We start from the raw sequence: 26235 nt of genomic DNA on the forward strand, positions 1-26235 counted from the left end.
CTTCCTTAAAGCATAATGGGGTCGCGCTCAATATACCAGCCGACCCCTTTTCTTTTTTTATTTTGAACTGTTAGTACATCTTGAAAAGCCTCTAATGCTTTTTGCAATGCTTGCCTATTTGTCGACTCAATTAAGATCTGCGCACGTTCTTGCCCAGCCAATCTCACCATTGCTTTTGGGACGACATCACTCATTACGATGCCACTTGGCCAGTTTATATACTCTTGTGCTAACTTTGCCGCTTCTTTAAGCATTTCAATTGCAGCGCTTAATGTTCTATGCTCCGCATGCACTAATGCTTGATAAGAAAATGGTGGCAACCCAACCATTTTTCTTTCTGCACAGAGCTCAGTTAAAAAAGCATTAACATCATCCAGCTTTAGATATTTATAAGGTGCTGCCGTTGGGTATTTTGTTTGGATAACAACTCTTGCTCCTCCTGACTGAGCACTTCTCCCAGCTCGTCCAGTAACTTGCATTAGCTGAGCAAATAGTCGTTCTGCAGCGCGATAGTCTTGAGAAAACAAGCTTGCATCTGCATCAATAACCCCAACTAATGAAACGGATTGATAATCGTGGCCTTTTGTAATCATTTGTGTGCCAACAACAATGTCAGCTTGACCGTCATGAACCGCCCCAAATAGCTCTTCTGCACTACCTTTTTTCCTGGTGGTATCCGCATCAATTCGCAATATCTTTGCCTTTGGAAATTGTTGAGTTAAATACTCTTCAACTTTTTGTGTTCCCTTGCCGATGGGCATTAAATCTATATTGCCACAACTTGGGCAACTTTTAGGGATGTGCCTCATCAACCCACAATGGTGGCAACACAACATGGCACGCTCATGACTTGATCGATGCAAAACCATATGTGCAGAGCACTTAACGCAATCAGAAACCCACGCACATGCCTCACACTGAAGAACTGGAGAATATCCTCGTCTATTTATAAATATAAGTGTTTGCTGATTATTTTCTAGATTCTTTGCTATCCCACTCAATAGATGCTGGCTAAATCCATGTGCATTTTTCTGATTTATTTTTACATCTACATTGAGGTCAACAATATCCACCAAGGGCTTTGCTGCATTTTTTGATGCGCGTTGGTTAAGGTTTAATTTTTTATATCTTTTTTCTTCTGCATTGAACCAGGTTTCAAGGCTGGGGGTAGCAGATACCAATAGAATCGGAATATCTAATTTTTTTGCACGCCATACTGCTAAATCTCTTGCTGAATACCTGACGCCTTCCTGTTGTTTATAAGAAAGGTCGTGCTCTTCATCGACAACGATAGCTTTTAAATTTGGGATAGACGCCATAACTGACATTCTTGTCCCAAGAATAATTTTGGCCTCACCTTGGCTTGCCTTTGCCCAATGATCTGCCCTGGTTCTGTCTGTTAAACCGCTATGCATGACAACGAGCAGTTTTTCTGGAAAGGCTAACCGAATGCTTTGCTCAAGCTGTGGCGTTAAATTTATTTCTGGAACCATGATGAGCACCTGCGCCTCATCTTCATTTAATACATTTGCAAGCCAACGCAAGTAAGTTAATGTTTTACCGCTGCCGGTTACGCCCTGAAGCAAATAACATTCGAATCTTTTGCTGTCGGTTGCATTTGTTAACTCAGTAACCGCTAAATTCTGTTCATCATTCAGCTTTATTTCTTTTTGATACTCACCGATCTCTGCCTTATTAATTTTTATTTTTTTATTGGCCCTTTTTTCTTTGCTCAGCAACTCCCACTTTTCTTTTTGCCTCCAATATTTCGGGATTGCTGGCACCAATACCTCACCAATTGATTTTTGATAGTAGGCTGAGGCAAACTCTGCCATGCTCATAAGATCCTCTGATAAAACTGGTAGTGGTGCAATACCAGTGACTTGTTTTATCTTGTTGATATCAAAATCTGATTTTTCAACTTGTTGGATGATGACTCCAACTATTTCTTTTTTACCAAACTCAACCGATACAATTTGCCCTCGACTTGGTTCACAACCTAAATGATCATGACTCCAAATGTAGTCAAAGAGCTTGTTCACTGGCGTATCAACTGCAACCTGAACAATTATTTCTTTTAAGAGGGGTGAGGTAAAGCTCATGTTTTACTTTAAGTCTGTCTCGAAGAGTCTTGCTACTAAATGTTTTTTTAAATTGGTTTTTAGCTCTGTGGAAAACCTTGTGGATAAGTCCTAGCTTTACCCAAATACTTACATTATCTAATAATGCCTCTTTTTATAAGAGCCATCCTACTAAATATATTATTTTCAATAAAATCATACATTTAGTGATTATTAATTGCTTTTAGAATTTATTTTTGCCGCTAGGCTGGCTTGCGCGATGAGTTTATTGGGTCTGTGTATAAGTTATTACTTACATAACCCAAGAACCTAATTTCTAAGTTTTTTGGAGTGCGCTAAAACAGTATCAACCAACGCAGTCACATGCTCAGGATTCGTGAATTGTGAAATTCCATGACCCAAATTAAAGACGTGACCATCCAATGCATGAAGCTCTTTTTCTACGGCTGGCGCTTCCGCTAATTCATCGAGTATTCTCTTTGCTTCAGTGCTAATTTGTTCTGGTGATGAGAATAATGCTAAAGGATCAAAGTTACCCTGCAAAGCCAAAGGCGTCTTGTTTGCAAGTAAGCGCTTACGTGACTTGGCTACAGATGCGGTCCAGTCCAAGCCAATAACATCAGCACCGGACTGCGCAATGTCCTCCAACCAAATGCCGCCACCCTTGGTAAACACTAAAATAGGGATCTGCTGGCCATCTTTTTGTCTTGGTAAAAGATCAATGACAGCTTTCATACTTGCAAGGGATGTTTTTTGATACCAACCATCTGGCAATAATCCGCCCCATGTATCAAAAATCATAAGAGCCTGTGCTCCTGCATCCACTTGGGCTTTTAAATATTCTGCAACTGATTGAATGTTGGCATCTAAAACCTTCTTCATTAAATCCGGTCTTTGATACAACATTTCTTTGGTATGTTTAAAGTCTGATGAGCCTGATCCCTCGATCATGTAGCACGCTAAAGTCCAGGGGCTACCTGAAAAACCAATTAATGGAACGCGTTGCTGACCATCTTGTATTAAGGCTTTTCTAATTTCAGATACAGCATCAAAAACATATTTCAACTGATTAAGATCGGCTGGCCTTAAATTATTAACCGCTTGCTCATCTCTTAGTGGACGACTAAAGCGAGGACCTTCACCAGCCTCAAAGCTTAAGCCCAATCCCATCGCATCAGGAATAGTCAAAATATCAGAAAATAAAATTGCAGCGTCCAATGGATAACGATCCAATGGCTGCAGTGTCACCTCTGTTGCTAGTTGGGGATTTTTTGCAAGCGCTAAGAAACTTCCTGCCTTTGCTCGCGTTGCATTATATTCTGGTAAGTAACGACCTGCCTGGCGCATCAACCAGATAGGGGTTCTATCGGTTGATTGCTTTAAGCATGCGCGCAGGAAGCGATCGTTAAGTAAAGCCAATTATCTCTTTTGACGTAACTTAGCAATGGCTGCCAATTGTGCTGCTGCCATTGCAAACTCAGACTGCGCATGTGCAAAATCAATTTCAGTACTACGATTTTGCATAGCCTCTTCAGCAGCTTTTTTAGCTTCCAATGCTTTTGCTTCATCCAAATCATGACCACGAATAGCAGTGTCAGCAAGAACTGTTACTTTATTTGGCTGAACCTCAAGAATGCCGCCAGCAACGAAAATAAACTCTTCGTCGCCATCCGCTTTTTCAATACGAACCGCGCCTGGGCGAATTCTAGTGATAAGAGGTGTGTGTCCCGGCAGGATACCCAACTCACCACTTTCACCAGGCAAAGCAATAAACTTTGCTTCACCGGCGAAAATAGATTGCTCAGCGCTTACTACATCAACGTAGATGCTTGACATGTATGTTCCTTGGTTTACTGCAACTTCTTAGCTTTTTCGATAGCCTCATCGATGCCGCCAACCATATAGAATGCCTGCTCAGGCAAATGGTCAAGCTCACCATCAACAATCATCTTAAAGCCACGGATTGTTTCTTTCAAAGGAACGTACTTACCTGGAGATCCAGTAAATACTTCCGCTACGTGGAATGGCTGTGACAAGAAGCGCTGAATCTTACGCGCACGTGCGACAGCTTGCTTATCTTCAGGTGACAACTCATCCATACCCAAAATAGCAATAATGTCACGCAACTCTTTGTAACGTTGTAATGTTGTTTGAACACCACGTGCAACTGCATAATGCTCTTCGCCAACCACTTGTGGGTCTAACTGACGGCTTGTTGAATCAAGCGGGTCAACCGCTGGGTAAATACCTAAAGCAGCAATATCACGTGACAAAACAACTGTTGAGTCTAAGTGCAAGAATGTTGTAGCAGGCGATGGATCTGTTAAGTCATCCGCAGGAACATAAACAGCCTGAATAGATGTAATAGAACCTGTCTTAGTTGAAGTAATACGCTCTTGTAGGCGACCCATTTCTTCAGCCAATGTTGGTTGATAACCCACAGCTGACGGCATACGACCTAACAAAGCAGATACTTCTGTACCGGCCAATGTATAACGATAAATGTTGTCAACGAAGAACAAAATATCACGGCCTTCATCACGGAAACGCTCAGCCATTGTTAAGCCTGTTAGCGCAACACGAAGACGGTTACCTGGTGGCTCGTTCATCTGACCGAAAACCATAGCCACTTTATCAAGAACGTTGGAGTCTTTCATCTCGTGGTAGAAGTCGTTACCTTCACGAGTACGCTCACCAACACCGGCAAACACAGATAAACCTGAGTGTTGCTTAGCAATGTTGTTGATCAGCTCCATCATGTTAACTGTCTTACCTACACCAGCACCACCGAACAAGCCAACCTTACCGCCTTTAGCAAATGGGCAAACCAAGTCAATAACCTTAATGCCTGTTTCTAATAGATCAACGGATGGTGAAAGTTCATCAAACTTTGGCGCTGATTGGTGAATCGCGCGACGCTCATCTGTTCCGATAGGACCAGCTTGGTCAATTGGGCGACCTAATACGTCCATAATACGACCCAATGTTGCAGGACCAACCGGCACGGAGATACCCTTGCCCGTGTTAGCAACACTCATGCCTCGACGCAAGCCATCGCTTGAGCCCATGGCAATGGTACGTACAACACCATCACCTAACTGTTGTTGCACTTCAAAGGTTAAACCTTTTTCTGCAAATGATGCCTCATTGTTCTCTTCCAAGATCAATGCGTCATAAATTTTTGGCATGTTGTCGCGAGGAAACTGAATGTCTACCACCGCGCCAATACACTGAACGATATTTCCGTTGCTCATCGTAGTTCTCCGATCACTAATTTTTTACAATACATTCGTTATCAAACTGCCGCAGCGCCGCCGACGATCTCGGACAACTCTTTGGTAATAGCTGCTTGACGTGTTTTGTTGTATACCAACTGCAACTCACCAATTACGTTTTTCGCATTATCGGAAGCAGCCTTCATAGCAACCATACGAGCTGACTGCTCAGATGCCATATTTTCTGCAACCGCTTGGTAAATCAATGCTTCAACATAACGTTTCAACAATTCATCTACAACTGACTGAGGATCAGGCTCATACAAATAATCCCAACCATACTCTTTTGATTCAGCAGCTGTTTGCTCTAAGCGCTCACTAGATAAAGGCAATAATTTTTCAATCACTGGCTCTTGTTTCATAGTGTTGATGAATTTTGTGTATGCCAAATAAACCGCATCCACTTCACCATTTTCATAAGCATCCAATTGGACCTTAATTGCACCAATTAACTTTTCTAAGTGAGGTGTGTCGCCCATTTGTGTGACATGAGAAACAATCTTCGCTTTAATTCTGTTTAAGAATTGGAAACCCTTCATACCTATTGGCGTGCATGACAACTCAACACCCTTAGAATCTAAGTCCTTCATAGTGTTTGTTAAAGCTCTTAAAACGTTGGTGTTCATACCACCGCAAAGACCTTTGTCAGTTGTCACAACAATAACGCCTGCTTTTTTAACTTCACGCTCAACCAAATAAGCAGGTCGGTATTCTGGGTTGGCCTTACCCAAGTTAGCAGCAATGTTCCTTACTTTTTCAGAGTAAGGACGTGCATTACGCATGCGCTCTTGAGCACGCCGCATCTTCGATGCGGCGACCATTTCCATCGCCTTAGTGATCTTGCGCGTATTTTGTACGCTCTTGATCTTTGTCCGTATCTCTTTAGTTCCGGCCATTTCGGCTCTCCTCGCTTCTTATATTAAAAAGAAGCTGAACGTTTAAAGTCCTCGATTGCAGCACGCAAAGCGGCTTCATCTTCTTTCGAGAGATCTTTAGTATCTTCAATGCGGCCAATTAAATCAGCGAACTTGCTCTTCAAGTGATCATGCATGCCTTTTTCGAAAGGCAAAACAAATTTCACATCAAGATCATCCAAGAAGCCATTGTTAGCTGCATACAAAGATGCTGCCAATTGCCAAACTTGCTGTGGCTGGTATTGAGCTTGCTTTAATAATTCTGTTACACGACGACCACGCTCCAACTGCTTACGTGTTGCCTCATCAAGATCAGATGCGAACTGCGCAAAAGCTGCCAACTCACGATACTGCGCTAAGTCTGTACGAATACCGCCTGATAATTTTTTAATTACTTTCGTTTGAGCTGCACCACCCACACGTGAAACAGAAATACCTGCGTTAATCGCTGGACGTACGCCCGCGTTAAATAAATCTGTTTCTAAGAAGATCTGGCCGTCAGTAATAGAAATAACGTTTGTTGGAACGAATGCAGAAACGTCACCCGCTTGAGTTTCAATAATTGGCAATGATGTTAATGAACCTGTTTTGCCCTTAACTGCACCATTAGTAAACTTCTCAACGTAGTCTTCATTAACACGAGCGGCACGCTCAAGTAAGCGTGAGTGCAAGTAGAAAACGTCGCCTGGATAAGCTTCACGTCCTGGTGGGCGACGCAATAACAATGACACTTGACGGTATGCAACCGCTTGCTTTGTTAAGTCATCATAAACAATCAATGCATCTTCACCGCGATCGCGGAAATATTCACCCATTGTGCAACCAGCATAAGCTGACAAATACTGCATCGCAGCTGAGTCAGAAGCTGTTGCCGCAACAATAACTGTGTACTCCATTGCGCCATGCTCTTCGAGCTTGCGCAATACGTTTGCAATCGTTGATGCTTTTTGACCAATCGCCACGTACACGCAACGAATGCCTTTGCCTTTTTGGTTGATGATCGCATCTACTGCAACCGCTGTTTTACCAGTCTGACGATCGCCAATGATCAATTCGCGCTGACCACGACCAATAGGTACCATTGCATCAATAGACTTCAAACCAGTTTGAAGTGGCTGACTAACTGACTGACGGTCAATAACGCCAGGAGCAACCTTTTCAATAAAGTCTGTCATCTTTGCATTGATTGGACCCTTACCATCAATTGGCTGACCCAACGCATTCACAACACGACCCAATAATTCTGGACCTACTGGCACTTCAAGAATACGACCGGTACATTTAACTGGGTCGCCTTCACTAATGTGTTCATACTCACCCAAAATAACAGCACCAACAGAATCACGCTCTAAGTTAAGCGCGAGACCTAATGTGTTGTTTGGGAACTCAAGCATTTCACCTTGCATAACGCCTGAAAGGCCATGCACTCGGCAAATACCGTCTGTTACGGAAATAACTGTGCCTTGGTTGCGGACTTCGGCGCCAACGCCTACACCACTAATTCGGCTCTTGATCAGTTCACTGATCTCTGATGGGTTGAGTTGCATTTGCTTACTCCTGGGATCTTATTCGGTTATGCGCTAAGAGCGGCTTGCATTGAAGCTAAGCGGGCTTTAACTGAAGTGTCTAGCACCTCATCGCCAACCTGCACACGCACACCGCCAATCAATTCTGGGTCTACATTAACTGTAGGACGAAGCTCTCTTCCGCCAAAGCGCTTCTTGAGTGTTGATAACAAACTATTCAATTCTTCACCTTGCAGTGAGAATGCGCTTGTAATCAAAACTTCAGCAGCACCTTCTTGAGCATTTTTTAACGCTGTAAATTGAGCAGCAATTTCTGGCATGGCCAACAAGCGATTGTTGTGTGTCAAAACTTCTACAAAGTTTTTCACAATATCCGCTGGCTTTGTTTTCATGCCGCTCAATAAAATTTGTAATAAATCAGCATCGGCTAATTTTGGATTATTAGCTACTGCCAGTAAATCTGGGTTGCTGGCAACTTGAGCTAACTCTTCTAATTGCTCAGCGATAGCAGATAACTCTGCAGGCTTTGCGCTTCTAAAAAGAGCCTCAGCGTATGGGCGGGCAATAGTAGCTAAATCTGCCATATTAAAGCTCTGCCTTTAACTGATCTAATAGTCCAGCGTGTACTTTAGCGTCAACTTCACGACGTAAAATTTGCTCTGCGCCTTTAACTGCCAAAGCAGCTACTTCTCCACGCAATGCATCTCTTGCACGTGATACTTGTTGTTCAGCTTCTGCTTTTGCCTGAGCAAGGATGCGGGCAGCTTCTGCTTGAGCATTCGCTTTGATTTCTTCAGCTGACAATTGAGCACGCTTCTCAGCATCAGCAATACGCTGAGTACCTTCGTTGCGAGCCTCAGACAATGCTTGTTCAGCTCGTTTTTTTGCAGACTCAAGATCGGCTTTGCCGCGCTCTGCAGCAGCTAAACCATCTGCCACTTTTGTGGCGCGCTCGTCTAAAGCTTTAACCAATGGTGGCCAAACAAATTTGGCAACAACCCACCACAAGATAAAAAAGACGACCATCTGCGCGAATAGCGTCGCGTTTAGGTTCACGGTTTGTTCCTTTCGGTCACGATGACAAATACTCACGGGCGCTCAATTGCGCCCGTCAATAACTACTAATTACTTGATAACTGCAAGTAGTGGGTTTGCGAATGCAAATAACATCGCTACACCAACACCGATCAAGAAAGCAGCATCGATCAAACCAGCCAACAAGAACATCTTAGTTTGCAATGGCTCCATCAATTCTGGTTGACGAGCACATGCTTCGATGTACTTACCACCCATCAATGCAATACCCAAACAGGCGCCGATAGCACCTAAACCGATGATGATGCCAATACCAATTGCTGTCAGACCTTGAACTTGTGCTAGAAATGCTTGCATGTTGACTCCTAAATAAAAAAACAGTTAGTAAAAAAAATTAGTGGTGACTATGTGCCTGGCCAATATAAACCAAAGTCAACATCATAAAGATGAAGGCTTGCAACAAAATCACCAAGATATGGAAAATCGCCCAAGCTGAGCCGGCAATGACATGGCCAACAAAACCTAGGAACGATAAGTCGACACCAAAATGCCAGATGCCGCCCAACAGAGCGATTAGCAAAAATACCAATTCGCCTGCATACATGTTGCCAAATAACCGCATACCCAAAGAAACGGCTTTAGCAATAAACTCAATAATATTTAACACCAAGTTAAATGGTGCCAAATACCACTTAGCGCCAAACGGTGCTGACAAAAGTTCGTGAACAAAGCCACCAACACCTTTTGCTTTAAAACTGTAGAAAATCATTAAAACCAAAACTGACATGGAAAGGCCTAATGTGCCGTTTAAGTCAGTCGTTGGAACTAGTTTGTGGTGTGGTACGTGAACATTCCCAAAAACACCCAATAAACCATTGATTCCATGAACCCAATCTACAGGAACCAAATCAAGGGTATTTAATAAAATGATCCAACAAAATACAAATAGGGCTAGAGGTGCGATGTAAGAGCGATCACCATGAACAATGCTCTTCGATTGGTTTTCAACCATCTCTACCAACATTTCCACTAGAGCTTGAAATCTTCCTGGAACACCTGCTGTTGCTCGACGAGCAGCAAGCAACAAAAAGCCCACGACGACTAAACCCATCATGAGTGACCAAAAAACCGTGTCTAGATTAATAACAGAGAAATCGACAATAGCTTCTTGCTTGGCATGCAAAGTGTTTAAGTTTTGCAAATGCTCTGCGATGTATTCAGTTGGCGTCAACGCCTTTCCCGCTACTTCTGCTGCCATTGTTACGTCCCTCTATCCATTTAAACCGCTGCTTATCTAAATAACCAACCCAACCAGTAACACTTGAGCGCAATTATGTATGTCAACAACAGTGGTAACCAATCCAAATCCGGATAAAACACAATCACCAAAACAAACATTGCAACCGTTGCAATGATCTTCAACAACTCTCCGGTTACAAGCGCAAATACTGTTGTTCCCAACTGATTAACGCGACCGCTTAAAACTTTTGCTCTAGCAGCAAATAATGCTGCTGGTACCAATGCTGCTAAACCGCCCAGTAGGGCTGATATCGCCGAAGAGTCTAAGCCAAACGACTTACCCGTTGCTGACCAAGCGACAGCTGAAACAATTGTTACCAATCCTTGGAGGATCAACAAACGCTTGACGGTTACTCGACTGGGTCTCAATAGAGCGCTTCCTAATAGAGCCTCCATTTCCTGCCTAGTCAAAGGTTTTGCGGACTCCTCAGAATCCTCTAACTCATCTTTCCAATCGTCGTTTTCACGACATTTGGACGCTTGAACATCCTCACTACCAAAGCCCCGAGATTTTACAGAATCCTTAGGCACTGGGTCAATGTAATTTACCAAAATAAAACTTAATCTAAAGCTAGTCGCTTAAACAAAGCGTCCAACTCGTCAAACTGACTAAATTTAATCTTTATTTCACCGCCCTGACGCTTTTGCTTGATCTCAACATTCAAATTGAACTCATCAGCCAAACGCTCTTGAATTCTCTTTAGATCGGGATCTACCTTTGCCTCGCTCTTTTGCTTATCGGTGAGAGGTTTTTTACTTAAAACAAGCTTCGTTGCCATTTTTTCAGCTTCACGTACTGACAACCTCTGAATAGCAATTTTTTGAGCCAAACTAACCTGTAGTGCGCTATCTAAGGGCAGAAGGGCGCGTGCATGCCCCATGTCAATATCTCCCTTTATTAGCATCGCTTGAACGGGCTTAGCCAACTGAATTAAACGCAATAAATTACTGACCGTACTTCGAGATTTGCCCACCGCTTGAGCGGCCTTGTCGTGGGTATAGCCAAACTCCTCAATCAGCCGAGATAAGCCGTTGGCTTCCTCAAGAGCATTAAGGTCTTCGCGTTGCATATTTTCTATTAAGGCCATTGCTGCCGTGGCTTGGTCGTCCGCCTGCTTAATCAGTACAGGGACCTCTTGAAGACCGGCGATAGTTGCTGCACGGTACCGGCGCTCACCAGCAATGATCTCAAATTTGCCTCCCGCAACTGGCCTAACCAAAAGCGGCTGCATGATCCCTTGCTCTTTAATGCTTGATGCTAATTCTTGCAATGAAGCATCCACCATGTTTTTTCGTGGCTGATATTTTCCTGCTTGCAGCTGATTAAGCTTTAGCGTTGCAACCCCTCCTGAGCTTGACGAGCCCGCATCCTTTGCACCCAACAAGGCCTCCAAGCCACGACCTAAGCCTTTTTTCTTTACTGTTGCATTCATTTTTTATCCATTACATTGTTTTAATACGCTCAATCATTTCTGAGCCAAACTGCATATACGCCTGAGCACCTCTTGAACTCTTGTCAAAATTAACACCTGGCATACCGTAAGAAGGGGCTTCTGCTAAACGCACATTACGCGGAATAATTGTTTTAAAAACCTTATCCCCAAAATGAGCCATCAATTGATCTGAAACCTGCTGTTGAAGCGTTGTTCGAGGATCAAACATGACGCGCAGCAAGCCTATGATCGTGAGGTCAGGGTTTAGGTTAGCGTGCACCTGTTTAATCGTATTCACAAGGTCAGAAAGCCCTTCCAGCGCAAAGTATTCACATTGCATTGGCACAATGACACCATTTGCAGCACATAAGCCATTAAGCGTTAACAGCGATAGTGCTGGCGGACAATCAATTAGAACAAAATCGTAGTCAGTCAATACTGGTGCCAAGGCATCCTTTAATCGCTCCTCGCGACGATCCATCTCCACAAGATCAACTTCTGCGCCAGCAAGATCTCGATTCGCCGGCAAAACATCGTACCCGCCTGTTTCGGAGGCAATCTTGACTGAATGAATATCTGCCAAACCAATTAAGACGTGATAAACCGTTTGGCTCAACCCCATCTTTTCAATGCCAGAACCCATACTGGCATTACCCTGAGGGTCTAAATCCACAACCAATACACGCTGCTTCTGGGCAGCCAAACTAGCCGCCAAATTAACAGTCGTCGTGGTCTTACCGACACCACCTTTTTGATTTGCAACACAAAAAATTTTAGCCATGAAATACTTTTTTCATTAAACGGGTTAAGCCTTCAATTCTCTCACGGGAGCCAGCTCAAAAAGCCTTCTTTCAGCCTCTAAGCCCGGAACCTGCAAAAGATAATTATTTGTAATTTGCCAGCTGGATGGAATGGTATTTAAATCCTCCTGCAAAAGCTTTGCTTTCATTGCCCAAACCTCACCGCCTTCTTCCAGCATGGGCTCAGAGAGGGTGATAAATTTTCCAAAATCAGAAAAAGCCCTTGAAATACATATACTTATAGAGTTTTGAAGTTTTTTGGAGCTTTCTTCAATTCGGGCTGGATGCACCTTAACATTCTCCAAATGAAACTTTGAAACAATGTGTTGTAAAAAGACTGTCTTTTTTTGAACAGCCTCCATAAGATGAATCCGCCACTCTGGGCGACAAATGGCAAGAGGTATGCCAGGCAAACCACCCCCAGTTCCAAGGTCTGCCAAGGCAAATGCTTTATTAGGGTCAGGGCGCTTTGCTACAAAGTCATCTAGATACGGCAAGACACTCAAAGAATCCAGTAAGTGCAAAGTAACCGAGTCCTTTAACTCACGAATGGCAGAAAGATTATGGGTCTTATTCCAGCGCTGAAACTCCAACAAATAATCCACTAAAGAATCCAATTGCTCGCTTGATAGGTTGAGCGCCAAACCTGTCACACCTTGATTTAGCTCAGATAAAAGATTGTCGCGTAGTAGCTCCTGCTGCATTAGTTAACAGTTGGGCGTCGACCCAAACCCTTTTTCAAATGAATGAGCAAGATTGAAATGGTCGCAGGAGTCACTCCGGCAATACGAGCAGCCTGTCCCAATGTTGCTGGTTTATGCAAGTTGAGCTTTTGCTGAGCCTCGGTCGATAAGCCGTGAACATCGGCATAATCTATTTCCCCAGGCAAGACCATCTCTTCATGATAGGAATGCCTTGCAATTTCAATAGCCTGGCGATCAATATAGCCTTGATATTTAATGCCAATTTCTACTTGTTCAGTAATTTGATCATTTAAAACAACATCATCAGCTAATACCCCAGGGCTCCAGCGCCCGTTCATCGCTGTCGTTAGCTGGTGATAGGTCACGCCTGGTCGTCGCAATAAATCAGCTAAGTTGTACTCATGGGTAATCACCTGACCCAAAAGCGCCTCAGATTCAGCAGCGCTTAATATTTTAGGACTGACCCAAGTGGAGCGTAATCGCTCTGTTTCACGTGAAACAGCTTCTTGTTTTTTGCAGAAGAAATCCCAACGACGATCATCGACCAACCCCAGGTCACGACCAATTTCAGTCAGGCGATCATCCGCGTTGTCTTCTCTTAGGCTTAAGCGATATTCAGCTCGGCTAGTGAACATTCGGTAAGGCTCCAAAACACCCTTGGTAATCAAATCATCAACCAAGACGCCAAGATAGGCTTGATCTCGCTTTGGATACCATGCCGGCCTTCCTTGGGCACTCAGCGAAGCATTAGCTCCAGCCAATAATCCTTGTGCAGCAGCCTCTTCATAACCAGTTGTGCCGTTTATCTGCCCAGCAAAGAAGAGCCCCTTAATACTTTTACACTCTAGGCTTGGCTGCAAACCTCTTGGATCAAAGTAGTCATACTCAATAGCATACCCAGGCCTAACGATCATGGCGTTTTCTAGACCGCGAATGCTGCGAACCAAATTCCACTGAACATCAAACGGCAAACTTGTTGAAATTCCATTAGGATAAAACTCATTCGTTGTTAAGCCCTCTGGCTCCAAAAAAATCTGATGACTTTCTTTTGAGGCAAATCGATGAATCTTGTCTTCAATCGAAGGGCAGTATCTGGGGCCGACACCCTCAATAACCCCGGTATACATCGGGGACCTGTCCAAACCAGCTCGAATAAAGTCGTGCGTCTGGTTATTAGTGTGGGTAATCCAACAAGGTAACTGCTTAGGGTGAAACTCTGGTCGACCCAAATAAGAGAAAACAGGGAGGGGGTCCAAATCGCCTGGCTGCTCCTGCATCACTGAAAAGTTAATGGTCCGACCGTCAATCCGCGGTGGCGTTCCTGTTTTTAATCTACCCTGAGGTAACTGTAACTCTTTTAATCTATCAGAGAGTCTGATAGCTGCTGGGTCACCGGCACGGCCGCCCGAGTGACTATCTAGCCCAACATGGATCTTGCCATTAAGAAAAGTGCCGGCAGTAAGAACAACTTTTGAAGCATAAAAACTTAAGCCCAACTGCGTGGTTGCACCGCGCACCTCGTCACCGCTAACAATTAAGTCATCGACAGCAGCCTGAAAAATAGTCAGATTCTCTTGATTCTCTAGCTTGCTGCGCATGGCTGACTTATATAAGGCTCGGTCAGCTTGGGCTCTAGTAGCTCGAACAGCTGGACCTTTACTGGAGTTCAAGATTCGGAATTGGATACCTGCCAAATCCGTAATCTCAGCCATAGCACCACCCAGCGCGTCGACCTCTTTAACCAGATGACCCTTACCAATGCCGCCAATTGATGGATTACAACTCATCGACCCCAGCGTCTCTATGCTGTGGGTTAAAAGTAGGGTGCGCGACCCCATACGGGCAGAAGCTAAAGCAGCCTCAGAACCAGCATGTCCACCACCAATAACAATCACATCAAAGTTTATTGAAAAATTCATAAATCACCTAGCTAGGGCGGCGATGATATCACCTGAGCCAAAAGGGCTCAACATAAAAGCACTATGGCGTGTTTCACGTGAAACTAACCAATCAATTAACATCAAACATTCACACCAAAATATCTCAGCCCATCAACGCCGGTTTTAAGTATCAACACAGAAACTACAGCAATAAATATTTTACGAACAAATCCATTGCCATAGCGAACAGCATAACCCGACCCCACGATGCTACCCAATATGTTCATTAACATCATGGCAAACCCCAAAGCCCACTGAACGTGGCCAAACGATGCAAATAAGATGATTGCGGCTAAATTAGTTGCTGCATTAACTAGCTTTGTCGCGGCAGACGCATGCAAAAAATCAAAGCCAAAAATCCTAACAAAACCAATTAATAAAAAACTGCCCGTTCCGGGACCAAAAAAGCCATCGTAAAAACCAATGCCACCCCCCAATAAAACTGCCTGAGCAACTCTATGTTTGCTTGAGCCTGGAGGCGCATGAGTGGCACCTAATGAGGGTTGCTTAATTGTGTAGATTAGCAATACAACCAATATAGCGGGCAACAAAATACGAAATACATCTAAGGACACAGACCTCACAGCGGCCGCCCCGGCAAAAGACCCAAAAAATGCAAACAAGATGGCTGGCATTACAATAAAATAAGGTAACTTAACTACTTTTAAGTACTTTTTAGCCGCAATTAATGTTCCGCCAATTGATGCCACCTTATTAGTGCCCAATAGGGTGGCAGGACTTGCTGTGGGATATACAGAAAATAGCGACGGTACTTGTATAAGGCCGCCGCCGCCAGCAACTGCATCAACAAAACCCGCACCGGCGGCCGCCATTAAAAGAAGCCAAACCGTCCAATGAAGAAAGTCGACCTCGATCAAGATGTAGCGCTTAATATTTGACGCGCAATTTTTTCAGCGATCATCATGGTTGGAGCTGCTGTGTTGCCTGAGGTGATAGTTGGCATGACGCTTGCGTCGACAATGCGAAGCTTATTAATCCCAAGAACCTTAAGCTCATAATCAACAACAGCATCAGGGTCCTCTGGCTTACCCATTTTGCACGTCCCAACTGGGTGGAAAATGGTTGTCCCTATATCAGCAATCTGAGCCAATAGCTCATCATGAGACGTGTAATGATTGCCCGGCTTATGCTCGTCAATCTCAGCATTCTTAAAAGCAGGCTGCTTAACAATAGATCTGGTTACAGCAACAGAATCTAACGCAACTCGACGATCCTCATCGGTTGATAAATAATTCGGGTTAATTAATGGGGGCGCATCTATCTCTGATGATGTGATGTGAACAGACCCTCTAGAGCTTGGTCTTAAATTACAAACACTCGCTGTAAAAGCATTAAAGGTGTGGAGTGGCTCACCAAACTTCTCTAATGAGAGCGGTTGCACATGGTATTGAATATTAGGCCGAATGTGAGCCTCGGAAGAAATAGTAAAGGCCCCCAATTGAGATGGCGCCATCGACATGGGGCCTCGCCGAGTCAAGATGTATTGCAAACCAATAGTTAACTTGCCCCACCAATGTGCCGCCACTCTATTAAGGGTTTTAAATCCCTTAACCTTATAAACCATCCTAATTTGGAGATGGTCCTGCAAGTTTTCGCCAACCCCGGGTAAATGTTTTTTAGACTCAATCCCCAGGCTGGCAAGCCGGTCCTTATCGCCAAGGCCAGATCTTTCTAGAATTTGAACGCTTCCTATTGAGCCTGCCGATAAAAGAACCTCTTGGCGGGCGGAGGCTTGATGGAGTTGGTTTTCACCCTTAAATAGAACTCCACTACAGTCAAACCCATCAAAAATTAACTTATCAACTTGAGCGCCAGTAATAATAGTTAAGTTACTTCTGCGTGCAGCTGTTTTAAGAAAAGCTTTCGACGCATTTAAACGCCAGCCATTTTTTTGAGTAACATCAAAATAAGAAACTCCGCGGTTTGAGCCGCGATTAAAGTCATCAACGGATGGAATGCCCAACTGGTTTGCAGCCAATCTAAAGGTGTCAAGGATTTTCCAGCTTAACCTTTGCTTCTCAACTCGCCATTCACCACCGGCACCATGAAAATCATTGGCGCCACCGTGATAATCCTCAATGCTTTTAAAGTGTTTTAAGACAGCATTCCAAGACCATGATGAGTCGCCGGTAAGCTCGGCCCAATGATCATAATCTTGAGACTGACCACGCATATAGATCATCCCATTAATAGAAGAAGACCCTCCCAATACTTTACCCCTGGGATAGATTAAGCTTCTTCCATTAAGACCTAGCTGAGAGGATGTCCTGAACATCCAGTCAGTTTTGGGATTATTAATGCAGTAAAGATATCCAACGGGTATATGTATCCATAGATAGTCATCTTTACCACCTGCATCCACCAGCAAAACATTATTTTTAGAATTTTCAGTTAAGCGATTAGCCAAAACACAGCCCGCACTACCTGCACCAACAATGATGTAATCAAACTCACCGTGATCGATAACGCTGCTAGGATTTGACACACTAACCCTTATTGGCTAAATAAACTTGAAAAGCCACCCGCTCAGCTTCGCTTAACCCCTCAAGAGGAATTCTTTGTGCTGATTGAATAATCATTAAGGCATATGATTTTGCCAAGCAGGAGGCTTCACTACAAAGAACCAATGACTCTCCAGAGGATGGGGACTTATCCCGCCAGTAATTAATGGCAGCCTCAAGTTCTTGTATTGAAATAAACAACATCGCTTAGCTTAACCTTGCTTAACCAGCCAACATGGTACCGCGGCACTTTTTATTGCCACAGCGGCACTCGTAATCTTTTTTGATTTGTTTGGTAATCTTGCCTTCTAACTGAAGGCCATAATCATAAAAAAGCTCTTCGCCAGCTTTAATGTTTTTAAGAGCGTAAAGAAAAACCTTGGTGGTTTTTCCTGCGTCCTCTTCAAGTGAGCGGCAATTGGGTTTACAGGAATGATTAATCCACATGGCCTCGTTACCGCCAAACTTAGCATCAATTGCTGAGCCATCTTCTAAGCCAAAATAAAAGGTGTGATTGGGCTGACTTGGATCATGTGGGTGACGCTCAAGAGCAACATCCCAAGATATATGCTCGCCTGTATATTCAATGATCTTCTTACCCTTAGGAATGTCCTTCACGGCAAAAACCCCTTTGCCGTGAATATTGGACTCCTTAACTTTAATTAAATCATTATTTTTGTTCTTTTTAGACATCAATGTTTCGAGCAATTAGCGCGTTACTTTCAATAAATGCGCGACGTGGCTCAACCTCATCACCCATCAAGGTCGTAAATACTTGGTCAGCCGCAATAGCATCCTCAATTTGAACTCTTAGTAAGGTTCTAGTATTGGTATCCATGGTGGTCTCCCAAAGCTGTTCTGGATTCATCTCACCAAGACCCTTATAGCGTTGACGGCTAACGCCGCGCTCTGCTTCAGCAAGAAGCCATTCCATGGCCTCGCGGAAATCCTTAACATTAGCCTCTTTAACTGTTTTTTCTGGATCACCGCGCTTAACTGTTGCACCAGTGCCCAAAACATTGGTTAAGGCAGCAGATGCCTTTTCAAGAGTTTCATAATCAGCGCCGTGAACAAAATCAGAGTCAATTACAGATAGTTTTGTATTGCCGTGAACTCTACGTGAAATTAATAAGCGATAACGCTCGGTACGCTCATCCTTTTGCACAATAATTTGTGGCTTTAATAGCTTATCCACCTGTTGAACAAAATAATTACTTAACTCAGTGGCTGATTTATTGGCAGACTCTTCAGTATCAAGGTTAAGACGTACGCCATTGGCAATGGCGCGTAATGAGCCTTCATCCATGCTCCGTGATAATCGGTCAACAATATTTTGTATTGTTTGATAATCATTCGAAAGGCTTGTTAGACGTTCGTTATCGATAACTTTGCCATCTGAAAGTACAACTGTTGCATTTTCAAGAGCCAAGTTAAGCAAATACGCATTTAAAGCACTATCGTCTTTAATATATTGCTCATTTTTACCTTGCTTAACTTTATATAAAGGCGGTTGTGCAATATAAATATGTCCACGCTCAACAAGCTCAGGCATTTGGCGATAGAAGAATGTTAGAAGTAATGTTCTGATATGGCTTCCGTCAACGTCCGCGTCGGTCATGATAATAATGCGGTGGTAACGCAACTTATCAGCGTTGTATTCTTCTTTGCCAATACCAGTGCCAAGAGCCGTAATTAAAGTGACAACCTCTTGGCTGCTTAACATTTTGTCAAAGCGGGCTTTTTCAACGTTAAGAATCTTGCCCTTTAAAGGCAAAATTGCCTGGAACTTTCTATCTCGGCCCTGTTTGGCAGAGCCGCCCGCAGAATCGCCCTCGACGATAAATAGTTCAGATTTTGCTGGGTCTTTTTCTTGACAGTCAGCTAGCTTGCCAGGCAAACCTAAGCCATCCAATAAGCCTTTACGGCGAGTCATGTCACGAGCTTTTCTCGCGGCTTCTCTAGCTCTTGCTGCTTCGATAATCTTGGCACAGATAATCTTGGCGTCTTGTGGATTTTCTTGAAGATAATCGGTTAACAAAGTGCTAACAATTTCTTCAACAGGCCCCCGAACTTCACTGGACACCAATTTATCTTTTGTTTGACTTGAAAACTTAGGTTCTGGCACCTTAACCGATAAAACACAGGTTAAGCCTTCGCGCATGTCATCACCAGTAATTTCAACCTTAGCTTTTTTCGCTAATTCTTGCTCATCAATATACTTATTGATAACGCGAGTCATTGCAGCACGTAAACCTGTTAAGTGTGTACCGCCATCTCTTTGAGGAATGTTATTGGTAAAACATAGTACTTGTTCATTAAACCCATCATTCCATTGCATCGCAACTTCAGCTGTAATAGTTCCACCAAGATCTGAAGGTCTTTCACCTTCTGCGTAGAAAATATTCGTATGAAGAACGGTTTTGCTTTTATTAATATATTCAACAAAACCCTTAACTCCGCCGGAGAAAGCAAAGTTTTCTTCTTTACCTGAGCGTTGGTCCAATAAACGGATGTGTACGCCATTATTAAGGAAGGAAAGCTCTCTAATTCGCTTAGAGAGGATTTCATAGTGGTATTCTACATTTCCAAATATCTCAACGTCCGCTAAAAAGTGAACTTCGGTACCACGCTTATCTGTATCACCAATTACTTTAATTGGAGACGTCATATTGCCGGACTCTTCAACTAACTCACGCTGCTGAACGACACCACGTGCAAACTCCATAAAATGAACTTTGCCATCACGCTTAACCGTTAAGCGTAACCATTTAGAAAGAGCATTAACACAACTAACACCTACGCCGTGTAGACCACCAGAAACTTTATAACTGTTTTGGTCAAACTTACCACCTGCGTGAAGTTCGGTCATCACAATTTCGGCCGCACTTCTCTTGGGGTCGTGTTTATCGTCGTATTTAATACCAGTCGGAACACCGCGACCATTATCAATAATCGATATTGAATTATCAGTATGGATTGTTACTGTTATTTCAGAACAATGACCCGCTAAGGCTTCATCAATTGAGTTATCTAAAACTTCAAATACCAAATGATGCAAGCCTGTACCGTCAGAGGTATCTCCAATGTACATACCCGGTCTTTTACGAACTGCTTCAAGACCTTCTAGAATTTGAATGGATGATGCGCCGTATTGTTCTTGTGCTTTTACTTCAACAGTCATTGAGTATTCTTTTCTAATAAAACTATTAAATGCGCATTGGCATTACTACGTACTTGAAACCTTCTTGTTCGGGAAGCGTAATAACAGCGCTGCTGTTTGAGTCTCCCAAACTGATTTGAATAGAATCATTTTTTAAATTTGCTAAAACATCTAACAAATAAGAAACGTTAAATCCAATATCAATTTTATCGCCATCGTATTGTGTTTCGATATCTTCCTGAGCTTCTTCTTGTTCAGCGTTTGTTGACTGAATTGTTAGGCAGTTTTCAGACAGCACACAACGAACACCCTTGAACTTATCCGTTGTAAGAATGGCCGCTCTTTGTAAAGAGGATTGCAATGCTTCACGGCTAACAATCAAACTGTTATTTTGTCCCTTAGGAATCACTCTTTGAAAGTCTGGAAATTTACCTTCAACTAATTTGGATAAAAGCTCCACATTGCCAAAGTTAAATTTAACTTGATTGTTTGCTAATGAAACAACCACTGGCTCATCTGTATCTTCTAACAAATGTTGTAGCTCAAGAATTGTTTTTCTTGGAATAATAATTTCTTGCTTTTGACCATTACCAGTAGGGCTCTTTTCTAGATCAACATGGCTATATGCCAAACGATGACCATCAGTCGCTACCGCAATGATTCGTTGATTTTCTAAAACAAACAACATGCCATTCAAGTAGTAACGAATATCTTGTTGAGCCATTGCAAAGTGCACCTGGCTGATTAACTGCTTGAACGATTTTTGAGACATTTCCCAACTAGCAGAAACATCGGTTGACTCAGACATGATTGGAAATTCATTGGCTGCCAATGTTTGTAGGGTAAAACGACTCTTACCGCTCTGAACAACCATTTTGTTATCTTTTAAAGAGAGACTTAAAGGACCCTCTGGTAAGGCTCTCAAAATATCAACTAATTTTCTTGCTCCAACAGTTGTGCTTAAATTTTCTGCCCCAACACCAAAATCTGCATGAGTTGTAATTTGAATTTCAATATCTGTTGAAACCAAAGAAACGGCATTTCCGTTTTTCTTAAATAACAAGTTCGCCAAAATAGGAAGTGTATGTCGACGTTCAACGATGCCACTTACTAACTGAAGTGGTTTTAATAATTTATCTCTAGTTGTGTTGACCAGTTCCATGGTTCTTATTCCTGTATTAATTTATTTATATATATATTTATAGTAGTAGTAGTAGTTAATAAAGCAGCTAATTTCTGTGGATAACTAAAAAATCATTTATTAATCATCATTTTACATTCATTAAAACCATGTGGATATGTTTTGGAAAGCCTTTGGATAAAGTTTAATAACTTTTACAGTTTTCAACTTTTACCTCAATTGTCCACAAATCATCCACATCCTATTCAAGTACTTATCACCAAGGTTATACAGAGTCTATCCACAAGCTTTTCCACAGGTATTTTAGTTCTTTAAAGACTGTTCTAAAACATGAAGCTCGTGGTTAAGTTGGTTATCTCTGGATCTTTCTTCAGTAATCTTTCTAACCGCATGTAAAACTGTTGTATGGTCACGGCCACCAAAAAGCTCACCAATTTCAGGAAGGCTTTTTTGGGTCAACTCTTTAGCAATATACATGGCTATTTGTCGAGGTCTTGCAATATTAGCCGGGCGCTTCTTAGAGTACATATCAGCAACTTTTATATTGTAAAAATCCGCAACCGTTTTTTGAATATTCTCCACAGATATCTGTCTATTTTGAACGGACAAAAGGTCTTTTAAAGCCTCTCTTGCAACATCAATGGTAATTTCTTTCCCATGGAAACGAACGTACGCCAATATCTTTCTCAACGCCCCCTCAAGCTCTCTGACGTTTGATCGAAGGTGTTTAGCTACGAAAAATGCGACATCTTCTGTTAGGGGCAATCCTTCAGAAACGGCTTTCTTCATTAAGATGGCAACCCTCATTTCAAGCTCTGGCGGCTCAATTGCAACAGTTAAACCAGAGTCAAATCTAGAAATGAGACGGTCATCAATTCCTGAAATCTCTTTTGGATAGGTATCACTGGTCATAATGACTTGTGATTTGTTGGCTGTTAAGGCTTCAAAAGCATAGAAAAACTCCTCCTGAGAGCGAGGTTTCCCAGCAAAGAACTGGATATCGTCAATTAAAAGCAAATCCAACGAGTGGTAATACTGCTTAAATTTATCGAATGATTTTTGCTGATAAGCTTTAACAACATCGGATACATATTGTTCTGCATGGATATAGCGAATTTTTGCATTGGGCTTTTCTTGCAACAAGTGGTTCCCAATGGCGTGAATTAAATGCGTCTTACCCAGGCCTACGCCACCATATAAATACATAGGGTTATACGAAGACCCTGGATTATTGGCCACTTGAATGGCAGCAGCTCGAGCCAACTGGTTGGCTTTACCAGTTACAAAACTATCAAAAGTTAAACTTGGATTGAGCCTTGAGCGACCATCAATGCCAATGCTAGGAAGCTCAACAGGAGCCTCATTTAAATCAATATTTTGCGAATGGTTCGGGTTTTCAAAGGTTTCCACCAAAAACTCAGAAGGGGCGTCACCCGTATTCACCAACTTTACCTTGGGGTCTAAAACCCATTCAACCGTCACGGGTCGACCATAATAGTTTTGTGAAAGCTCTATAAATCGTTGATTAAATTGATTTTTAGCCCAGTCAAGCTTGAATCTATTGGGAGCCGCCAACGATAAAACATTGTCTGTATCATTGAAGCCTATAGCAAACAGCGGCTTAATCCACGTTTTAAACTGTTGTGGAGAAAGCTCTTTAGAGAAGGAAGTTGTCACAAACTCCCAAAATGTCTCAAGGTTGTTATTTGCCGTTAAAACGGAATTTGTCAAAGTATTCATATTCACAAACTGATTGTAGTTGCTGACAAAAGTTATCCACAAAGGATAAGTCGGTGGATAAGCTGTGGATAACTTGTTGACAAGTAAGAAAATTTATAAAAAACAACAAGATAGTCATGTGAATAAAAATATATTCTGTAAATATCTATTGACGATCGATTTTTATAAAGCGAAAATATAGGGTTAGTTAGGAAACAATTATGAAACGTACATATCAACCGTCAGTAACCCGTCGTAAACGTACCCATGGCTTTCGTGTTCGCATGAAAACTAAAGGTGGTCGCCATGTATTAAATGCGCGTCGTGCCAAAGGTCGTAAGCGCCTCGCTGTTTAAACAACAGCAAGATCAAGAAAACTGTAGAGCGAGCATGTCTTTGCCTCGCTCTACAAGTCTTTCTGACCCCGGGGTCATTCGACAAATATTGGCCCAAAAACCCAAAACAAGTAAGTACTTAGCTGCTCATCATTTATTTAATGGTGACTCTGGCTTTGCATTAACGGTGCCCAAAAAACTGGCGAAGAGAGCAGTTGATAGAAATAGGATCAAGCGCTTGATGCGCGAAGTCTATAGAACTTCACCGAATTCACCTGCGCCTCAATTACTTGTATTGAGACTTAGAAAAAAAATTGGCGATAAAACGAAAAACAAACTTCGAGAGAGCGAGAGAAAAGAAATACGCTCGGAGTTGATTGGCTTCGCTTTACAAAAATGATTTCAAAGATGTTGCAGGGCTTGGTTCGCCTTTATCAAATAACCTCGAGCCCATACTGGGGGGCGCAGTGCCGCTTTTACCCCACCTGTTCTTGTTATGCCATCGATGCCTTGAAGCAATACGGCGCAATAAAGGGGACTTATTTGGCAGTTAATCGAATTTGTCGCTGCAATCCTTGGGCTAAAGGCGGGATTGATCTCGTACCTGAAAAGGTCATCAAAAAATAACCGTCTCACACTACAATCGACAATCAGCTAATTAATACAGAAAAAAATAATGGACATTAGAAAAACGCTTCTTTGGGCAATCTTCACAATTTCAGCTATTTTGTTGTTTGACAACTGGCAAACCCACAATGGGCAGTCTTCGATGTTTGGTCCGAGTAAAAAGGCTGAGGTTGCAGTAGTTAACAATAGCGGTAACCAAGACTTACCAAAGGCAATTAAGGCTCCAGCAGCTTTGCCAGCAGCGACTGTGTCTGCCCCCAAAATCGGTGAGATCATTTCTCTTAAGAATGATGTGCTTGAGTTAGAGGTAGATACGATCGGAGGCGCAATTATTAAGGCGCGTCTATTGAAGCATTTTGAAGATGATAAAACGCCAGTTTTGCTTTTTGATAAAAGCAATGAGCGTCAATACTTTGCAAGAAGCGGCCTTGTTTCAGCATCAGGAGCTGAACTTCCAAATCACACACAAGTTTTTTCGGTTGTAAAAAATGCAACCAATAACTCAATAAGCTTAACCGCAGAAAAAAATGGGGTCCGTTTAGAAAAAACGTACTCATTAACAGCGGGGTCTTATTTGATTGATGCGAAGCATGTAATTAAAAACATTAGCGCGCAAAATCTAGATGCAACTCTCTATGCCGAAATAGTAAGAGATGGTGGCAAGCCTTCTTACAAGGGTGTTGTAGAGGATAGTTCTTTTTACAGTACCTTTACAGGGCCAGCGATTTACACAGAGGCAGAGAAATTTTCGAAAATTGAGTTTTCTGATATCGAAAAAGGTAAAGCGAAGGCCCCAGGATCTCAAGTGGTTGGTCGAGCAACTTGGGTTGCCATGATTCAGCACTACTTCACATCTGCTTGGATTCCTTCAACGAACTATCAAAAAGATTTGTACGTAGAAATGTTGGAAAAGAATCAATACCGCGTTGGTGTTAAGTCTAAATTAGAGACTATTGGTATTGGTCAAGAAAAAACAGAGACATTAAAACTATTTGTAGGTCCACAACAAGAAAGCGTTTTGGAAAATATCGCTCCAGGTCTTGAGTTGGTTAAAGACTATGGCTGGTTAACCATTTTGGCAAAACCCATTTTCTGGTTGTTAGAAAAAATTCATGCCGTTGTTAATAACTGGGGCTGGTCAATTATTTTGTTGACGGTTTTAATCAAGTTAGTTTTCTTCCCTTTATCAGCCGCAAGCTACAAGTCTATGGCCAGAATGAAAGAGGTTCAGCCAAGACTTTTGGAGATGAAAGAGCGCTTTAAGGGAGAACCACAAAAACTCAATCAGGCGATGATGGAAATGTATCGCAAAGAGAAGATCAATCCACTTGGCGGCTGCTTACCTGTGGTGGTTCAGATCCCTGTCTTTATTGCGCTGTATTGGGTTTTGTTGGCGTCCGTAGAGATGCGTGGAGCACCTTGGCTTGGATGGATTCAAGATCTATCAAAGCCGGACACATTGTTTGGTGTTTGGTTTGGTGCGCCGATTGGTTTATTGCCAATCCTTATGGCTGTTTCAATGTTTGTGCAAACAAAATTAAATCCAACGCCACCAGATCCAGTTCAGGCGAAGTTGATGATGTTTATGCCATTGATCTTCTCCGTTATGTTTTTCTTTTTCCCATCTGGTCTGGTTCTTTATTGGGTGGTTAACAACATCCTATCAATTGCTCAGCAATGGCAAATTAACAGAGTCTATGGCGGCAATAAAAAGACAACTTAAA

At 42.6% G+C, this 26235-nt stretch carries 26 protein-coding genes; 4 read left to right on the plus strand and 22 right to left on the minus strand.

The features are described 5' to 3' along the window. Positions 1-5 precede the first annotated feature (5 nt). The 22 genes from priA to dnaA form a co-directional block, all read right to left on the minus strand. Complete coding sequence (gene priA, locus ICN28_RS05645; protein ID WP_216286961.1) at positions 6-2102, minus strand: primosomal protein N'; 2097 nt, start codon at positions 2100-2102, stop codon at positions 6-8. A 288-nt stretch (positions 2103-2390) separates the two neighbouring features. Further along, positions 2391-3500: a uroporphyrinogen decarboxylase gene (gene hemE / locus ICN28_RS05650; protein WP_216286963.1), complete on the minus strand. Its 1110-nt coding sequence runs from the start codon at positions 3498-3500 to the stop codon at positions 2391-2393. Then, positions 3501-3917: a F0F1 ATP synthase subunit epsilon gene (locus tag ICN28_RS05655; protein ID WP_216286965.1), complete on the minus strand. Its 417-nt coding sequence runs from the start codon at positions 3915-3917 to the stop codon at positions 3501-3503. A gap of 14 nt (positions 3918-3931) precedes the next feature. Continuing rightward, a complete protein-coding gene (gene atpD / locus ICN28_RS05660; RefSeq protein WP_216286967.1) occupies positions 3932-5335 on the minus strand; it encodes a F0F1 ATP synthase subunit beta in 1404 nt (467 codons plus the stop codon). A gap of 41 nt (positions 5336-5376) precedes the next feature. Next, positions 5377-6252: a F0F1 ATP synthase subunit gamma gene (atpG, locus tag ICN28_RS05665; protein ID WP_216286969.1), complete on the minus strand. Its 876-nt coding sequence runs from the start codon at positions 6250-6252 to the stop codon at positions 5377-5379. A gap of 23 nt (positions 6253-6275) precedes the next feature. Further along, entirely contained in the window at positions 6276-7817 is a 1542-nt protein-coding gene (gene atpA, locus ICN28_RS05670) for a F0F1 ATP synthase subunit alpha (protein WP_216286971.1), read from the minus strand. Positions 7818-7843: 26 nt separating this feature from the next. Further along, the gene (locus ICN28_RS05675; RefSeq protein WP_216286973.1) at positions 7844-8380 is read right to left on the minus strand and encodes a F0F1 ATP synthase subunit delta; all 537 of its coding nucleotides are present in this window, start codon (positions 8378-8380) and stop codon (positions 7844-7846) included. Position 8381: 1 nt separating this feature from the next. Further along, positions 8382-8852, minus strand: a complete 471-nt coding sequence (locus ICN28_RS05680; RefSeq protein ID WP_216286976.1) for a F0F1 ATP synthase subunit B — start codon at positions 8850-8852, stop codon at positions 8382-8384. A gap of 69 nt (positions 8853-8921) precedes the next feature. Beyond that, positions 8922-9188, minus strand: coding sequence for a F0F1 ATP synthase subunit C (gene atpE, locus ICN28_RS05685; RefSeq protein WP_215287656.1), 267 nt, complete (start codon positions 9186-9188; stop codon positions 8922-8924). 37 nt (positions 9189-9225) lie between these two features. Continuing rightward, positions 9226-10089, minus strand: coding sequence for a F0F1 ATP synthase subunit A (gene atpB, locus ICN28_RS05690; protein ID WP_216286978.1), 864 nt, complete (start codon positions 10087-10089; stop codon positions 9226-9228). Between the two features lie 32 nt (positions 10090-10121). Beyond that, positions 10122-10682, minus strand: coding sequence for an ATP synthase subunit I (locus tag ICN28_RS05695; protein WP_216286980.1), 561 nt, complete (start codon positions 10680-10682; stop codon positions 10122-10124). A gap of 8 nt (positions 10683-10690) precedes the next feature. Further along, on the minus strand, positions 10691-11563 hold the full coding sequence (locus tag ICN28_RS05700; RefSeq protein ID WP_216286982.1) for a ParB/RepB/Spo0J family partition protein: 873 nt from the start codon (positions 11561-11563) through the stop codon (positions 10691-10693). A 10-nt stretch (positions 11564-11573) separates the two neighbouring features. Then, complete coding sequence (locus tag ICN28_RS05705) at positions 11574-12344, minus strand: ParA family protein (protein WP_216286984.1); 771 nt, start codon at positions 12342-12344, stop codon at positions 11574-11576. Positions 12345-12368: 24 nt separating this feature from the next. After that, on the minus strand, positions 12369-13067 hold the full coding sequence (gene rsmG / locus ICN28_RS05710; RefSeq protein ID WP_216286986.1) for a 16S rRNA (guanine(527)-N(7))-methyltransferase RsmG: 699 nt from the start codon (positions 13065-13067) through the stop codon (positions 12369-12371). Further along, positions 13067-14986: a tRNA uridine-5-carboxymethylaminomethyl(34) synthesis enzyme MnmG gene (gene mnmG, locus ICN28_RS05715; RefSeq protein WP_216286988.1), complete on the minus strand. Its 1920-nt coding sequence runs from the start codon at positions 14984-14986 to the stop codon at positions 13067-13069. Before mnmG ends, rsmG begins: the two co-directional genes overlap by 1 nt. 101 nt (positions 14987-15087) lie before the next feature. Further along, the gene (locus ICN28_RS05720; RefSeq protein WP_216288157.1) at positions 15088-15840 is read right to left on the minus strand and encodes a TSUP family transporter; all 753 of its coding nucleotides are present in this window, start codon (positions 15838-15840) and stop codon (positions 15088-15090) included. Between the two features lie 41 nt (positions 15841-15881). Next, complete coding sequence (locus ICN28_RS05725; RefSeq protein ID WP_216286989.1) at positions 15882-17513, minus strand: GMC family oxidoreductase N-terminal domain-containing protein; 1632 nt, start codon at positions 17511-17513, stop codon at positions 15882-15884. Between the two features lies 1 nt (position 17514). Further along, a complete protein-coding gene (locus ICN28_RS05730; RefSeq protein WP_216286990.1) occupies positions 17515-17733 on the minus strand; it encodes a DUF3717 domain-containing protein in 219 nt (72 codons plus the stop codon). Positions 17734-17751: 18 nt separating this feature from the next. Next, a complete protein-coding gene (locus ICN28_RS05735; RefSeq protein WP_216286991.1) occupies positions 17752-18222 on the minus strand; it encodes an SET domain-containing protein in 471 nt (156 codons plus the stop codon). Then, complete coding sequence (gene gyrB / locus ICN28_RS05740; RefSeq protein WP_216286992.1) at positions 18215-20710, minus strand: DNA topoisomerase (ATP-hydrolyzing) subunit B; 2496 nt, start codon at positions 20708-20710, stop codon at positions 18215-18217. Before gyrB ends, ICN28_RS05735 begins: the two co-directional genes overlap by 8 nt. 25 nt (positions 20711-20735) lie before the next feature. Further along, positions 20736-21851 (minus strand): DNA polymerase III subunit beta, encoded by a 1116-nt coding sequence (gene dnaN / locus ICN28_RS05745; RefSeq protein ID WP_216286993.1) that lies wholly within the window; start codon positions 21849-21851, stop codon positions 20736-20738. A 282-nt stretch (positions 21852-22133) separates the two neighbouring features. Continuing rightward, positions 22134-23570 carry a chromosomal replication initiator protein DnaA gene (gene dnaA / locus ICN28_RS05750; protein WP_216286994.1) on the minus strand — a complete coding sequence of 479 codons (1437 nt, stop codon included), beginning with the start codon at positions 23568-23570 and terminating at the stop codon, positions 22134-22136. 200 nt (positions 23571-23770) lie between these two features. Between dnaA and rpmH the strand changes: the two genes are divergently transcribed. Genes rpmH through yidC form a run of 4 tightly spaced genes read left to right on the plus strand, consistent with a single transcriptional unit; the run spans position 23771 to position 26234 of the window. Next, the gene (gene rpmH, locus ICN28_RS05755; RefSeq protein WP_088812781.1) at positions 23771-23905 is read left to right on the plus strand and encodes a 50S ribosomal protein L34; all 135 of its coding nucleotides are present in this window, start codon (positions 23771-23773) and stop codon (positions 23903-23905) included. 34 nt (positions 23906-23939) lie between these two features. After that, a complete protein-coding gene (locus ICN28_RS05760; protein ID WP_216286995.1) occupies positions 23940-24284 on the plus strand; it encodes a ribonuclease P protein component in 345 nt (114 codons plus the stop codon). A gap of 8 nt (positions 24285-24292) precedes the next feature. Next, entirely contained in the window at positions 24293-24511 is a 219-nt protein-coding gene (yidD, locus tag ICN28_RS05765) for a membrane protein insertion efficiency factor YidD (RefSeq protein ID WP_370626463.1), read from the plus strand. Between the two features lie 49 nt (positions 24512-24560). Then, positions 24561-26234 carry a membrane protein insertase YidC gene (gene yidC, locus ICN28_RS05770; RefSeq protein ID WP_216286997.1) on the plus strand — a complete coding sequence of 558 codons (1674 nt, stop codon included), beginning with the start codon at positions 24561-24563 and terminating at the stop codon, positions 26232-26234. The last annotated feature ends 1 nt before the right edge of the window (position 26235 follow it).

Origin of the sequence: Polynucleobacter sp. 30F-ANTBAC (genome assembly GCF_018882385.1) — a bacterium.
Taxonomy (GTDB): domain Bacteria; phylum Pseudomonadota; class Gammaproteobacteria; order Burkholderiales; family Burkholderiaceae; genus Polynucleobacter.

Excerpts from the sequence above, each read along its gene's own strand:
- ICN28_RS05700 (WP_216286982.1), bottom strand. The coding sequence starts at position 11,563 with ATGAATGCAACAGTAAAGAAAAAAGGCTTAGGTCGTGGCTTGGAGGCC.
- ICN28_RS05705 (WP_216286984.1), bottom strand. The coding sequence starts at position 12,344 with ATGGCTAAAATTTTTTGTGTTGCAAATCAAAAAGGTGGTGTCGGTAAG.
- atpD (WP_216286967.1), bottom strand. The coding sequence starts at position 5,335 with ATGAGCAACGGAAATATCGTTCAGTGTATTGGCGCGGTGGTAGACATT.
- ICN28_RS05675 (WP_216286973.1), bottom strand. The coding sequence starts at position 8,380 with ATGGCAGATTTAGCTACTATTGCCCGCCCATACGCTGAGGCTCTTTTT.
- priA (WP_216286961.1), bottom strand. The coding sequence starts at position 2,102 with ATGAGCTTTACCTCACCCCTCTTAAAAGAAATAATTGTTCAGGTTGCA.
- atpA (WP_216286971.1), bottom strand. The coding sequence starts at position 7,817 with ATGCAACTCAACCCATCAGAGATCAGTGAACTGATCAAGAGCCGAATT.
- rsmG (WP_216286986.1), bottom strand. The coding sequence starts at position 13,067 with ATGCAGCAGGAGCTACTACGCGACAATCTTTTATCTGAGCTAAATCAA.
- atpB (WP_216286978.1), bottom strand. The coding sequence starts at position 10,089 with ATGGCAGCAGAAGTAGCGGGAAAGGCGTTGACGCCAACTGAATACATC.
- ICN28_RS05760 (WP_216286995.1), top strand. The coding sequence starts at position 23,940 with ATGTCTTTGCCTCGCTCTACAAGTCTTTCTGACCCCGGGGTCATTCGA.
- rpmH (WP_088812781.1), top strand. The coding sequence starts at position 23,771 with ATGAAACGTACATATCAACCGTCAGTAACCCGTCGTAAACGTACCCAT.
- ICN28_RS05735 (WP_216286991.1), bottom strand. The coding sequence starts at position 18,222 with ATGTCTAAAAAGAACAAAAATAATGATTTAATTAAAGTTAAGGAGTCC.
- yidD (WP_370626463.1), top strand. The coding sequence starts at position 24,293 with ATGTTGCAGGGCTTGGTTCGCCTTTATCAAATAACCTCGAGCCCATAC.
- ICN28_RS05730 (WP_216286990.1), bottom strand. The coding sequence starts at position 17,733 with ATGTTGTTTATTTCAATACAAGAACTTGAGGCTGCCATTAATTACTGG.
- ICN28_RS05720 (WP_216288157.1), bottom strand. The coding sequence starts at position 15,840 with ATGGCGGCCGCCGGTGCGGGTTTTGTTGATGCAGTTGCTGGCGGCGGC.
- gyrB (WP_216286992.1), bottom strand. The coding sequence starts at position 20,710 with ATGACTGTTGAAGTAAAAGCACAAGAACAATACGGCGCATCATCCATT.
- ICN28_RS05655 (WP_216286965.1), bottom strand. The coding sequence starts at position 3,917 with ATGTCAAGCATCTACGTTGATGTAGTAAGCGCTGAGCAATCTATTTTC.
- dnaN (WP_216286993.1), bottom strand. The coding sequence starts at position 21,851 with ATGGAACTGGTCAACACAACTAGAGATAAATTATTAAAACCACTTCAG.
- atpG (WP_216286969.1), bottom strand. The coding sequence starts at position 6,252 with ATGGCCGGAACTAAAGAGATACGGACAAAGATCAAGAGCGTACAAAAT.
- mnmG (WP_216286988.1), bottom strand. The coding sequence starts at position 14,986 with ATGAATTTTTCAATAAACTTTGATGTGATTGTTATTGGTGGTGGACAT.
- atpE (WP_215287656.1), bottom strand. The coding sequence starts at position 9,188 with ATGCAAGCATTTCTAGCACAAGTTCAAGGTCTGACAGCAATTGGTATT.
- yidC (WP_216286997.1), top strand. The coding sequence starts at position 24,561 with ATGGACATTAGAAAAACGCTTCTTTGGGCAATCTTCACAATTTCAGCT.
- dnaA (WP_216286994.1), bottom strand. The coding sequence starts at position 23,570 with ATGAATACTTTGACAAATTCCGTTTTAACGGCAAATAACAACCTTGAG.